Here is a 12,722-nt window from a genome sequence, read left to right on the forward strand (position 1 = left end):
AAGCCAACCGGAAGGCGTCTGTTAGGAAACCTTCCAATTGTTGGAAGGAAGGTAGGGCGGCCGTCGGGCGCGCGTCAATGGGCCGGGCGGAGGTTTCGCTCGCCCGGGGGTGGGCCGGGTGCGGCCGGGCAGGCAAAGAGGGGCGCCCGGCGGTCGGCCGGTGCGCCCCTCAGTGGTCCCCCGTGTCCCCCGTGTCCCCCGTGTTCTCTGGGTTCTTCGATCCCCCGTCCTGTGTTTCGCCGGGCCTCAGCCCTCTTCCCAGCCCACGCTGCCGACGCCGGTGCCGCCGTCGCAGGTGGCCTCGGAGTGGTCCCGGGCGCCCGGGTTCAGGGTCCGCCACGGGCCGGTCTGGTCGGGCCACCAGCCGCAGACCACGGTCGCCCGGAAGGCGATGGTGCGGTTGGTGTTGTTGGTGCAGTCCGCGGTGCCGCGGCGTCCGTCGGTGGTCGTGGTGCAGTTGAGGTCGTTCTTGATCTGCGGCCGCGCCGCGGCGGACGCGGGGGCCGCGGCGGTCAGAACCCCCGCGCTGCCGAGCATCAGAACCGAAGCGACGGCCCCCGTGGCCACGCGATTGCGGATCTTCATGGTGAAGTCTCCTTCTCCGTCCTTGGTGTCGTTGGTGCCGACACCGAGGACACGAAGCGGGACCGCGCCCCGTATGACAGAGGCGCATGTGATCTGGGTCACATGCGCCTCGTCGTCCGTCTCCGTGGCCCCACTGGGGGCGCGGCCCTACTGCTTGTCCAGCTGTGGCGGCGGGATCGGTGTCGCCGCCTGGGTCTGCGGCGACGACGGGTTGCCGAGCACCGAGGGGGCGGCGATCCCCGCGGACGGGTCGGCCGGCGCCGTCTCGTCCTCCTCCTCGGCCGGGCGCGGCGCGAGGTGGATGCCCGCCGCGTCCAGCGCGTGCTTGATGCGCCAGCGCAGTTCCCGCTCGACGCCGGCCGCCTTGCCCGGCATGGTCTTGGCCGACACGCTGACCGTGACGGTGTCCAGCGACACCTCGCTCAGGCCCAGCACCTGCACCGGCTCCCACAGCTGCTCGTTCCACGGCTCGGCCTTGGACATCGCCTCGCCGGCGTCGGTGATCACCGTGCGGGCCCGCTCCAGGTCCTGGTCCGCGGCGACCAGCACGTCCACGCTCGCGGTGGACCAGCCCTGGCTGAGGTTGCCGATCCGCTTGACCTCGCCGTTGCGGATGTACCAGATCGCGCCGTTGGCGCCGCGCAGCTTGGTGACCCGCAGGCCGACCTCGATGACGGTGCCGGTGGCCACGCCCGCGTCGATCTCGTCGCCGACGCCGTACTGGTCCTCCAGGATCATGAAGACGCCGGAGAGGAAGTCGGTGACGAGGTTGCGGGCGCCGAAACCGATCGCGACACCGGCCACACCGGCGCTGGCCAGCAGCGGCGCCAGGTTGATCTGGAGCACCGAGAGCACGGTCAGCGCGGCGGTGCCCATGATCACGAACGAGGCGACGCTGCGCAGCACCGAGCCGATCGCCTCCGAACGCTGCCGCCGCCGCTCGGCGTTGACCAGCAGTCCGCCCAGCGCGGTGTGCTGGGCCGCAGCGGCGGTGCGGTTCATCCGCTCGATCAGCTTGGTGATGGTGCGGCGTATCACATGCCGCAGGACCACCGCGATCACGATGATCAGGACGATCTGCAGGCCGGACGTGAGCCACGTCCCCCAGTTCGCCTGTATCCAGTCGGCGGCGTTGGTGGCCTTCTGGGTGGCCTCGTCGAGGGAGCTAGGACCGGTGGAGCCGGACGCGGCGGTGCGCAGGGGCGCGGCGGCGGCCGGCGGGGCGGACCAGTACACAGCGGAACCTTCCGTGAGGGACAGCAGGCCCGGCCCGCTCTGGGACCCGAGAAAGCCGGGCTGACGTACCACACTAACGGGGCAACGCGGGCGGTCCGCCCCTGTGTTCGATCAAGGAGCTTCCGGGAAGGGTGGAATGAGCCGGATCTGGAGGGATCTGCGACCCTGTGCTCGAAAACACCTCCGGCCCGTTACCCGGTCATGGTGGCGCTCCGACCAGGCACCGGGGGACACTGTGGGGAGATCGTCCCGGCGCGAGCCACGCGCCGCCGGCGTACAAGGAGGCACCCGTGCCGCATGTCCTGGTCCTCAACGCGTCGTACGAGCCGCTCGGCGTCGTACCGCTCCGCCGCGCGCTCATCCTCGTCCTCAATGAGAAGGCCGTCAGCCTTGAGGAATCCGGCGCCCTGATGCACAGCGCGACCCGTGTCATACCGGCTCCGAGCGTGGTTCGCTTGAAGCGGTTTGTGAGAGTGCCCTTTCGGGGCCCCGTCCCGCTGACCCGACGGGCGCTGTTCGCCCGGGACGGCGGGCGTTGTATGTACTGCGGTGGCGTCGCAACCAGCGTCGACCACGTCATCCCGCGCAGCCGCGGCGGCCAGCACACCTGGGAGAACGTCGTCGCCGCGTGCCGGCGCTGCAACCACGTCAAGGCCGACCGCCATGTCGCGGAGATCGGCTGGCGGCTGCGCCATCAGCCCGCCCCGCCGTCCGGACTGGCCTGGCGCATCATCGGCACGGGGCATAGGGACCCGCGCTGGCTGCCCTACTTGCAGCCGTACGGCGCGGACGACGCGTTGGCCCGGATCGATGCCGTATCGGCGTAGATCCGGGTTTTTGCTGCGTCATGCGGGACGGCGGTCCCGGTGTGGCGGGGGTTCCGAGGGGCCCCCGCCACGGCGTGTCACCCGCCCGCCACCGCGTACGCCTCCACGCCCCACAGTGAGTAGCCGAACCGCGTCGCCCGCTTGTCGCCCTGGATACGGACGTAGCGGGCGTCCTTCGCGTCCATCCGCACCGCCTCCTTGCCGCCCTTGCCGTCGCGGACGGTGGCGGCGGTGCGCCAGGTGTGCCCGTCGGACGAGACCTGGACGCGGTAGGCGGCCGCGTAGGCGTCCTGCCAGTGCAGGACCACCAGGCCGAGCCGGGTCGGGCGGGGCAGCGTGAACTGCAGCCAGGCGGCGTCCTCGGCGGGGGAGGACCAGCGGGTCCTGGGGTCGCCGTCGGTGGCCGCGGATGCCGGGAAGTCGTCGGTCTCGTCGCCTGACGAGGAGGCGTTGGCGCCGCGCGCCAGATCGGGGCCGCCGGTGGGCGGGAAGACCCGCAGGGTCAGCTTCTGCTGCCGGCCGGCGAAGGCGACCGGGACCTCGTACGTCCCGGAGGGGGTGTCCTTGGGGATGTCCACGGTCACCGGGACGAGCGCGGTGCCGCCCCGCGGGGCGGTCACCTCCTTCGGCGCGTGGACGGTGAAGCCCTTGGGGGCGGTGACCGTCAGCGGGCCGTGCACCTCGCCGGGGCGGCGGGAGGAGATCCGGGCCTCCACCACGGCCCGGCCGCCGGTCTGGGCGTCGGTCTCGGTCCGGGACAGTTCCAGGCCGGCCGGCGGGGTGTCGTCGAACCACGGCGTGAGCGCGTGCACGGACGGTGCCGGGGTGCCGCCGTCCCAGGTCAGCCGCACCGCGTCGGCGCGCAGCCCGGCCGTGCGGGTCTCCGTCCAGCCGGTCGCCGACAGCGGGCCCAGGCGCTGCCAGCCGGACCCCGGCACATGCGCCTCCAGGGACACCGCGCCGGCCGCCGGGCCCGGATCGGTGAGCGCGCCGACCGCGGCCAGCGGGCGCACGCGCGGGAAGGGCACGGTCAGCGCCGTGCGGCCGTCGCCGCGGTCCGGTGCCGGGGCCTTGCCGTGGGCCCCCGTCCAGGCGTCCGCCTCGGTCATCGCACGGTCCAGGAACGGCGCCAGGACGCCCTTGCCGACCGTCGCCGGGCTGCCGTCGAGCTGCGTCCGCAGCCGCAGCACCGCGCGCTGTGCCGACCAGGCCGCGTCGCCGTCGTCCCGGGCCTGCGCCAGCAGGGTGTCCACGGCCTGCGCCCCGGCGTCGCCGAAGCGGGCCAACTGCTCGGCCCACGGCCCCACTTCGGCCCGCAGGTCGGAGGCCAGGCCCCGGGGTGCGGCGCTCATGGTGCGGAACGCGGCCCGCAGCGCCTGCGCGGCCTTGGCGAAGTCCGGGTCGTCCCCGGGCCGGCCGCCGTTGACGGCCGCCGCGCGGGTCTGCCAGAAGCGGTCGATCAGCGGCCGGAGGTACCCCGACTCCTCGCCGTCGAGCAGTGACGACGCGGTGTTCCCGGCCAGCGTGCGCAGCGCCGCACGGGCCCCGGGGTCGGCGCCGGCGAGGTCGTCGACGGCCGCCGCCCAGGACTGCGCGGGGCGGTAGTCGCGTGGGTTCCAGGCGTAGTCGGCGGCGGTGAACAGCGGGATCCGGGACGCCAGCGGCTGCGCCATGGCGTTGGCGAGCAGTGCCGCCGAGCCGGTGGCGACGGCCGGTTCGCGGCCGGTGTAGGGGCCGAGGAAGATCCGGTCCCGGGCGTAGTCGTTGACGGGGTAGTTGTCCATGGTGACCAGCGGGTGGCGGAACGCCGCGCGGGCGGCGGCCAGTTCGCCGCCGGTGATGGTCCGCGGCACCACCCCGACGCCCGTCCAGGCCACCGTCACCCGGTCGTTGAGCGCCGCGGCCAGCGCGCCGCGGTAGGCGGTGGCCCCGTCCTGGTAGTACTCGGTCGGCATCAGGGACAGCGGCGCGGCGCCTGGGTACCGCTCGGCGAGGTGCCGGGCCAGCGCGTTGGCGACCCCGGCCTGCGCCTTGGCGGCGGCCTGCGGCCCGGTCCCGAAGGTCTCCGCGTCGGCCGCGCAGTGCCACTCGCTGTAGCTGACGTCCTGGAACTGCAGCTGGAAGGAGCGCACCCCCAGCGCCCACATCGCGTCCACCTTGCGGCGCAGCGCCCGCAGGTCGTCCTCGGAGGACAGGCACATCGCCTGGCCGGGCGCCACCGCCCAGCCGAGGGTGACGTGGTTGGCGCGGGCCCGTTCGGCCAGCGCCCGGAAGTCCGCCCGCTGTTCGGCCGGGTACGGTTCGCGCCACCGCGCCTGCCGGTACGGGTCGTCGCCCGGGGCGTAGAGGTACTGGTTCTGCTTGGTGCGGCCCATGAAGTCCAGCTGGGCCAGCCGCTGCGCGCGGCTCCACGGCTGCCCGTAGAAGCCCTCGGTGGTGCCGCGCACCCCGGTGGCCGGCCAGTCCCGGACGGCCACGGAGGCCAGCTGCCGGCCCCCGTCCTGGTCTTCGGTGACCAGCTGGCGCAGGGTCTGCGCGGCGTGGAAGAGACCGTCCGGGCCGACGCCGTCCAGCGCGACGGTGTCCCGGCCGGCGACCTGGCCCACGGCCAGGCGGTAGCCGCCGGACGGCAGATCGCCGCGGGCCGGCACCCGCAGCGCCCGCAGGGCGTCGTCCGCGGGCGGCCCGCCGGCCAGCAGCACCGGCCCGTCCGCGGGCAGCCGGTCGCCGGGCGCGGCCTGCCGCACGGTGCGCACCCCGGCCTCCCGCAGCAGCCCGCGCAGCACGTCGAGCGTGTACGGGTCGGTGTCGGGCGCGGCCACCAGTACCGCCGTCGGGCCGAGCGGCACCGCCGCGCCGAGCTGCCGCATCGACTGGGGGCGCGGCCAGACCGCGGGCGGGGTGCCCGCGTCGGCCGGCCGGCCGGGCTGGTCGGGAGTGCCGGCGGCGGGCTCCGCGGGGGCCGCCTGGGCGGCCGGTGCGCCGCCGAGCAGTCCTCCTATGACGGCCGCGGCCAGCGCGGTGGTGCCCGCCACCCGCGCCCGGCCGCCGCCCCTGCCCGTACCGGCTCTTCCGCTCCATACGCCCCGGATTCGCACGGTCGCTCCTCGTCCCCGTCTCTCGTGCTCACCGGCTTCCGCCGGCTCCCCCTGTGTGTCCCGTCGTCCGGCCGTCGCGCCCGCCCCGCGCGCCAGGGGGCCCGACCGGCGGACGGGAGCCGCGGTGCGGGTGGTGGTCGTGATGCGCGCGGTGCGGAACCGGGGGTGTCGCCACCCCTCGGTCCAGTTCGGACAGACCTTCGGCCGTGAGCCCACCATTGTCGCGGTGAGGGTGTCAACCGGGCCTCGGGCGCGCCCCCGGCCCCCCGTCGGAACGTCCCTTTCGTCCCCAAGTCCGGCCGGGTGGCGACCGCTTCGTGACCGCAGGAATTGCGTCGCGGAGGCCCGTCGCGCGCCGTTCTCTGCGCCGTGCGGCGCTCCCCGCCGCGAAATCGCCGGTCCGGGTCGTATTGTGACGTGACTCACGTTTGCTGGGTGAAGACGTCTGCGGCCGTGTCGACTGGGTAGGGCAGACGTGTCCCACTACCGATGAACGGGAGGCCCCTCGTGGCCGCATCCGCTCAGTTGCTCCTCGACGCCCTGGCCGCGAAACCCGGCGGCGAGTCCGGGCTCTTCGACGGGGTCTCCGGCCCCGACTCCGGCCTGGAGGGCTCCGGCTCGTTCAGCTTCACCGAGCCGCCGCTCACCAGCGAGCCCCCGCTCGCCGACAGCGCCCCGCTCACCAGCGAGGTCCCCATCACCGCCGAACTCCCGCTGACCAGCGAACCGACGGCCACCGGACTGGGCACGGAGTCGATGGAGGTCTGAGCCGCCATGGGCCGCGCCCGGCTCGCCCGGCTCCACGGCGTCGCCACGTCCTACGAGCCCGCACCGGGCCGCACCGTCCACGTCCCCGAGGGCACCGTCGTCGCCGTGCTCGCCGCACTGGGCGTCGACGCCTCCACCCCCGAGGCCGTCCGCGCCGCCCTGGCCGCCCATGAGGAGACCGGCCGCGCCCTGCTGCCGCCCACCGTCACCGCCCGCGCCGGCCGCCCGCCGCGCCTGCACGGCCTTCCCGACGGCACCGTCCTGAGCGTCCGCACCGAGGACGGCGCACGCGTCGGCGCGGAAGTACGGGACGGCACCCCGCACGGCGGCGCCCGGGACCCGGCCGCGCTCGCCGGCCTCCCCCTCGGTGTCCACGACCTCCGCGCCGCCGCCCCCGACGGCCGCACCGGCCGGGCCCACCTGATCGTCGCGCCCGGCACCGTGCCCGCCCCGCCCGGCCGCAGCCACGGCTTCCTCGTCCAGCTCTACTCCCTGCTCTCCCGCCACTCCTGGGGCATGGGCGACCTCGGGGACCTCGCCGACCTCGCCGCCTGGTCCGGCCGCACCCTGGGCACCGGCTTCGTCCAGCTCAACCCCCTGCACGCGGCGGTCCCCGGCCCGCCCACCGACCCCTCCCCCTACCGCCCCTCCTCGCGCCGCTTCCCCGACCCCGTCCACCTGCGGATCGAGCTGATCCCCGAGTACGCCCACCTGGCCGGCGACGCCCGCGCCCGGGCCGGCGAACTGGCCGCCCGAGCACGGGAGTTGCGCGACGACGTCCTCGACCGCGGCGGACTGATCGACCGGGACGCCGTCTGGGACCTCAAGCGCCGCGCCCTGGAGCTGCTCTGCGCCGTCCCGCTCGGCCCCGGCCGCCGCGCCGCGTACTGCGACTTCCTCGCCGAGCAGGGCTCGGCCCTGGACGACCACGCCACCTGGTGCGCGCTCGCCGAACGGCACGGCCCCGACTGGCGCGGCTGGCCGGCCGGCCTGCGCGACCCCCGCTCCCCGGAGACCGCCCGGGTCCGCCACCGCCTGCTGGACCGCATCGACTTCCACTCCCGCCTCGCGTGGTTCACCGACCAGCAGCTCGCCGCCGCCCAACGCGCCGCCCGCGAGGCCGGGATGGCCGTCGGCCTCGTCCACGACCTCGCCGTCGGCGTCCACCCCTCCGGCGCCGACACCTGGGCCCAGCAGGGCGCTTTCGCCGCCGGGATGTCCGTCGGGGCGCCGCCGGACGCCTTCAACTCCCGCGGCCAGGACTGGGGTCTGCCGCCCTGGCGCCCGGACGCCCTGGCCGCCGCCGGCTACGCCCCCTACCGCGACCTGCTGCGCGGCCTGCTCCGGCACGCCGGCGCGCTCCGCATCGACCACGTGATGGGCCTGTTCCGGCTCTGGTGGGTCCCCGAGGGCCGGCCGCCGACCGAGGGCGCCTACGTCCGCTACGACGGCGAGGCGATGCTCTCGGTGCTCGCCCTGGAGGCCCACCGGGCCGGCGCCGCCGTGATCGGCGAGGATCTGGGCACCGTCGAGCCCGGCGTCCGCGAGGCCCTCGCGGAGCGCGGCGTCCTCGGCACCTCCGTCCTGTGGTTCGAACGGGACTACGGCAACGGCTCCGGGGCCGACGGGGACGGGCCGGGCGACGCGGGAACGGCGGCGGACGGGGACGGCCCGGGGCCGGCGGCGGCCGTCGCCGAGGAGGCCCGGATCCTGGCCCCCGCCGAGTGGCGCGCCGGCTGCCTCGCCACCGTCACCACCCATGACCTGCCGCCCACCGCCGCCCGGTTCAGCGGCGCCGACGTCGCCCTGCGCGCCCGCCTCGGCCTGCTCACCGGCCCGGCGGCACAGGAGCGCTCCCGGGCCGCCCACGAGCTCCGCGAATGGCTCGGCGCGCTGTCCCACCACGGCCTGCTGCCGGAGGGCGCCGGCGACGAGGAGGCGGTGATCAAGGCCGTCCACCGCTTCCTGCTGCGCACCCCGGCGCGGATGGTCGGCATCTGGCTCCCGGACGCCATCGGCGACCGCCGCCCGCAGAACCTCCCCGGCACCTGGCAGGAATACCCCAACTGGCGCCTGCCCATCGCCGGCCCCGACGGCCGCCCGCACACCCTGGAGGAACTGACCGCCTCGCCCCGGCTGCACGCCCTGATGCGCGAGGTGGCGGCCCTGGCGGACTGACCGCGGCCGACCGCGGCGGGCCGTCCGGCCTGCCGGTATGCCGCTCGCCCCACCCCGGACGCGCGGGGCGGAGCACCGTCCGCTACGTTGAACGGGTGAGCAACAAGGTCAAGAACACCGCCCTGCGCGCCGGAACCGTCACCGCCGGCACCGCGCTGATGCTGCTGATGTCGTCCCCCGCGTTTGCGCTCACCCGCGACGACGGTGACGACCCGGGTCCGGGCCTGAGCGTGATCCAGACGCTCGGCCTCTACGTCGCCGCGCCGATCGTGCTCTTCCTGGTCATCGCCGGACTGGTCATCGCGGCGGACAAGTCCCGCAAGCAGGCCCGGTCCAAGGGCTGACCCCAGCCCTGCGCGGGCCCGCCCGCCCGCTGCCCGCGACCACGACGCGGACGCCTTCACAGGGGCGCCCACCGGTTCTTCCCGGACCGGTGGGCGCCCCTTTTCGCATGCACGGGCCAACGAGGTCGTCTGCGCGGGCCGACGAGTTCGCATGCGCGGGCCGACGAGCAAACGATCACGAAAGGCCGGACACAGGGCGCCAGTTGGGACTTTCCGGGCAAATGCCCCTTGGGGAGATGTTTAACCGGAGCGTACCTACGATGACGTAACCTACGGGGCCGTAAGTCCACACCTACGGCCCCGTAGGTTCGTCGTCCCCAGGAGTTCCCGTGACCATCGCCCCCGACCGCCTCGACGGAGCGCGCGGCCACGCCGCCTGGACCGACACCCGCCTGCTCTACGCCCTCGAAGAGGTCGTGGAGCGGGAGCTCAACCGGCATCTGAAGGTCGCCAAGGAGTGGATGCCGCACGAGTACGTGCCGTGGAGCGACGGACGGAACTTCGACGGGGTGCTGGACGGCGAGCCCTGGGCCCCCGACCAGTCCAAGGTCACGCCCATCGGCCGCACCGCGCTGGTGGTCAACCTCCTCACCGAGGACAACCTCCCCAGCTACCACCACGAGATCGCCACCCTCTTCGGCCGGGACGGCGCCTGGGGCACCTGGGTCCACCGCTGGACGGCGGAGGAGGGCCGGCACGGCATCGTCATGCGCGACTACCTGCTCACCAGCCGCGCGGTGGACCCGGTCGAGCTGGAGCGGTTCCGGATGGCCCACATGTCCGAGGGCTTCGAGTCCGACAACGCGCACGGCATGCTGCACTCGGTGGCGTACGTCGCCTTCCAGGAGCTGGCCACCCGGATCTCGCACCGCAACACCGGCCGGCACTCCGGCGACCCGGTGTGCGACCGGATGCTGGCCCGGATCGCCACCGACGAGAACCTCCACATGGTCTTCTACCGCAACCTCCTCGGTGCCGCCTTCGAGCTGGCCCCCGACCGGACGATGTGCGCCGTGCGGGACGTGGTCACCGGCTTCCGGATGCCCGGCCACGGCATGCCCGGCTTCGAGCGGGCCGCCGCCCGGATGGCCCTCGGCGGGATCTACAACCTCCGCATCCACCACGACGAGGTGCTCCAGCCGGTGCTGCGCCACCTGAAGGTGCTGGAGCGCGGCGGCCTGGGCCCCGAGGGGCTCGCCGCCCAGGAGGAGCTGGGCGCCTTCCTGGACGGCCTGGACGCGCAGGCCCGCCGCTTCGACGAGCGACAGGCCACGATCCTGGCCCGCCGGGCGGCGTCCCAGGGCTGACCGGGGCGAAGAGTTCCTTTCAGGTTTCCTGAAAGGAATGCGGCCTACGGTGAACGAGCCGGCCACGCCGGGTGCGTACGCTGCCCGCATGGCCGACTGGGACATCAAGAAGCTCCGCATCCTGCGCACCCTCCAGGAGCGGGGCACGGTCACCGCGACCGCCGAGGCGCTGCACATGACGCCCTCGGCGGTCTCGCAGCAGCTGTCCGGGCTGGCCAGGTCCCTCGGCGTGACGCTGCTGGAGGCGCACGGCCGGCGGGTCCGGCTCACCGGCGCCGCCCAACTGGTGCTGCGGCACGCCGAGGCGGTCTTCGCGCAGCTGGAGCGGGCCGACGCGGACCTCCTCGGCTACCTCCAGGGGGAGGCCGGCACGGTGCGGGTCGGGGCGTTCTCCACCGCCATCCCGGCGCTGGTGGTGCCCGCCGTCCAGGAGTTGCGCCGCAGTCACCCGGGGCTGGCGGTGACGGTACGGGAGGCCGAGGCGGAGGCCGCGTACGAGCTGCTGGCCGAGGGCAGCGTCGATCTGGCGCTGTCGCTGGCGGCGCACGCGCCCACCCCGCGCGACCCGAAGTTCAGCCGGGTCGCGCTGCTCGCCGACCCGCTGGACGTGGCGCTGCCGGCCGGCCATCCGCTGGCCGCCGAGCCGGGCCTGCGGCTGGCCGACCTGGCCGGCGAGCCGTGGATCTTCGGCAGCAGCGGCCCGTGGTCGCAGATCACCCGCGCCGCCTGCGAGAGCGCCGGGTTCGTCCCGGAACAGGCGCACTCCGCCGCCGACTGGAACGCGATCTGGGCGATGGTCGCGGCCGGTATGGGCGTGGCGCTGGTGCCCCGGATGGCGCGGGCGGGCGGGCTGCGGGCCCCCGGGCACGGCGGCGGGGTGGCACTGCGGGTGCTCCACGCCGACCAGCCGCGCCGCCATGTGATCGCCGCCGCCCGACGCGGCTCCGAGGCGGCGCCCGGCCTGGCCCGGGTACTGGCCGCGCTCCGCCAGGCGGCCGCCGCCCAGGCGTCCACGGGCCGCACCGGCGACGACGGCTGACCTTTCAGTCCGACTGACCTTTCAAGTCCGTCGGACCTTTCAGCCCTGCTGAAGATATTCCTCACGAACTTTCGATGGACCTGTGAGGTGTCCCGCTGCGACGGTGGACCGGTCCCCAGCACCGCGCACAGGAGCAGAAGGGAAACGCATGTCCGCCACCCCGGCCGCCGATGCCACCGATCCGCACGCCAACGACGCCCAGCCCTACACCGGCGGCGATCCGTACGCCGACTACCGCGGCGGAGACTTCCCCTTCACCGCCCTCGTCGACCTGGCCGACCGCCGCTTCGGGGCCGGTGTGATCGCGGCCAACGACGAGTTCTTCGCCGAGCGGGAGAACCTGCTGAAGCCGGGCCCGGCGGTCTTCGACCCCGAGCACTTCGGGCACAAGGGCAAGATCATGGACGGCTGGGAGACCCGGCGCCGCCGGGGCGCCGACGGCGACCACCCCTTCCCCTCCGAGGACGAGCACGACTGGGCGCTGATCCGCCTCGCCGCCCCCGGCGTGATCCGCGGCGTCGTCGTCGACACCGCCCACTTCCGCGGCAACTACCCGCAGCAGGTCACCGTCGAGGCCACCGCGCTGCCCGGCAGCCCCGGCCCCGAGGAGCTGCTCGCCGACGACGTGAAGTGGGAGGAGATCGTCCCCCGCACCCCCGTACGCGGCCACGCCGCCAACGGCTTCGAGGTCACCGCCGAGCGCCGCTTCACCCACCTCCGCCTCAAGCAGCACCCCGACGGCGGCATAGCCCGCCTCCGGGTCCACGGCGAGGTGGTCCCCGACCCCGCGTGGCTGGACGTGCTCGGCACCCTCGACCTGGCGTCGGTGATGCACGGCGGCACCGTCGAGGACACCTCGGACCGCTTCTACTCCTCGCCCACCCAGATCATCCGGCCGGACCTCTCGCGCAAGATGGACGACGGCTGGGAGAACCGCCGCCGCCGGGTCCGCGGCACCAACGACTGGGTGCGCTTCCGGCTCGCCGCGCAGGGCGAGATCCGCGCCGTCGAGATCGACACCGCCTACCTCAAGGGCAACTCGGCCGGCTGGGCCCGGCTTTCGGGCTGCGACGGGAACCCGGACGACGCGTCCGCGTGGTTCGAGATCCTGCCCAGGACCCGGCTCCAGCCCGACACCCCGCACCGCTTCGTGCTGCCCCGCCGGGTCACCGCCACCCACGTCCGCCTGGATGTCTACCCCGACGGCGGCCTGGCCCGTATGCGGGTGCACGGCGAGCTCACCGAGGCCGGCCGGGCCGAACTGGTCCGCCGCTTCGACGAGTTGAGCGGCTGACGCGGGTCAGTACCCGTGACAAGGGGCGTGCCCCGGAACCACATCC

At 74.7% G+C, this 12,722-nt stretch carries 10 protein-coding genes; 7 read left to right on the top strand and 3 right to left on the bottom strand.

Annotated elements, in window-relative coordinates; genetic code table 11:
• Positions 1 to 246: 246 nt before the first annotated feature.
• Complete coding sequence (locus ACRAS8_RS23305) at positions 247 to 585, bottom strand: hypothetical protein (RefSeq protein ID WP_438487942.1); 339 nt, start codon at positions 583 to 585, stop codon at positions 247 to 249.
• A gap of 147 nt (positions 586 to 732) precedes the next feature.
• A complete protein-coding gene (locus ACRAS8_RS23310) occupies positions 733 to 1,821 on the bottom strand; it encodes a mechanosensitive ion channel family protein (RefSeq protein WP_438487943.1) in 1,089 nt (362 codons plus the stop codon).
• A 290-nt stretch (positions 1,822 to 2,111) separates the two neighbouring features.
• Here ACRAS8_RS23310 and ACRAS8_RS23315 point away from each other — a divergent pair, with 290 nt between their 5' ends.
• A complete protein-coding gene (locus ACRAS8_RS23315) occupies positions 2,112 to 2,648 on the top strand; it encodes an HNH endonuclease (RefSeq protein WP_018088296.1) in 537 nt (178 codons plus the stop codon).
• Positions 2,649 to 2,725: 77 nt separating this feature from the next.
• Here ACRAS8_RS23315 and ACRAS8_RS23320 read toward each other — a convergent pair whose 3' ends face one another.
• Positions 2,726 to 5,683: a beta-N-acetylglucosaminidase domain-containing protein gene (locus ACRAS8_RS23320; RefSeq protein WP_438490574.1), complete on the bottom strand. Its 2,958-nt coding sequence runs from the start codon at positions 5,681 to 5,683 to the stop codon at positions 2,726 to 2,728.
• 570 nt (positions 5,684 to 6,253) lie between these two features.
• On the opposite strand from ACRAS8_RS23320, the gene ACRAS8_RS23325 reads away from it, so the two are divergent.
• The 6 genes from ACRAS8_RS23325 (at position 6,254) to alc (ending at position 12,676) form a co-directional block, all read left to right on the top strand.
• Positions 6,254 to 6,514 (top strand): hypothetical protein, encoded by a 261-nt coding sequence (locus tag ACRAS8_RS23325; RefSeq protein WP_438487944.1) that lies wholly within the window; start codon positions 6,254 to 6,256, stop codon positions 6,512 to 6,514.
• Between the two features lie 6 nt (positions 6,515 to 6,520).
• Positions 6,521 to 8,692: a 4-alpha-glucanotransferase gene (malQ, locus tag ACRAS8_RS23330; protein WP_438487945.1), complete on the top strand. Its 2,172-nt coding sequence runs from the start codon at positions 6,521 to 6,523 to the stop codon at positions 8,690 to 8,692.
• Positions 8,693 to 8,787: 95 nt separating this feature from the next.
• On the top strand, positions 8,788 to 9,036 hold the full coding sequence (locus ACRAS8_RS23335) for a hypothetical protein (protein ID WP_438487946.1): 249 nt from the start codon (positions 8,788 to 8,790) through the stop codon (positions 9,034 to 9,036).
• A gap of 329 nt (positions 9,037 to 9,365) precedes the next feature.
• The gene (locus ACRAS8_RS23340) at positions 9,366 to 10,343 is read left to right on the top strand and encodes an acyl-ACP desaturase (protein WP_438487947.1); all 978 of its coding nucleotides are present in this window, start codon (positions 9,366 to 9,368) and stop codon (positions 10,341 to 10,343) included.
• A gap of 88 nt (positions 10,344 to 10,431) precedes the next feature.
• Positions 10,432 to 11,382 (top strand): LysR family transcriptional regulator, encoded by a 951-nt coding sequence (locus ACRAS8_RS23345; protein ID WP_438487948.1) that lies wholly within the window; start codon positions 10,432 to 10,434, stop codon positions 11,380 to 11,382.
• 148 nt (positions 11,383 to 11,530) lie between these two features.
• Positions 11,531 to 12,676 carry an allantoicase gene (alc, locus tag ACRAS8_RS23350; protein WP_438487949.1) on the top strand — a complete coding sequence of 382 codons (1,146 nt, stop codon included), beginning with the start codon at positions 11,531 to 11,533 and terminating at the stop codon, positions 12,674 to 12,676.
• Positions 12,677 to 12,722 lie beyond the last annotated feature (46 nt).

This window comes from Streptomyces sp. S186 (assembly GCF_051603415.1).
In the GTDB taxonomy this organism is placed as follows: Bacteria; Actinomycetota; Actinomycetes; order Streptomycetales; family Streptomycetaceae; genus Streptomyces.

Coding starts and splice junctions, on each gene's coding strand:
- ACRAS8_RS23305 (WP_438487942.1), bottom strand. CDS start 585: ATGAAGATCCGCAATCGCGTGGCCACGGGGGCCGTCGCTTCGGTTCTG.
- malQ (WP_438487945.1), top strand. CDS start 6,521: ATGGGCCGCGCCCGGCTCGCCCGGCTCCACGGCGTCGCCACGTCCTAC.
- ACRAS8_RS23345 (WP_438487948.1), top strand. CDS start 10,432: ATGGCCGACTGGGACATCAAGAAGCTCCGCATCCTGCGCACCCTCCAG.
- alc (WP_438487949.1), top strand. CDS start 11,531: ATGTCCGCCACCCCGGCCGCCGATGCCACCGATCCGCACGCCAACGAC.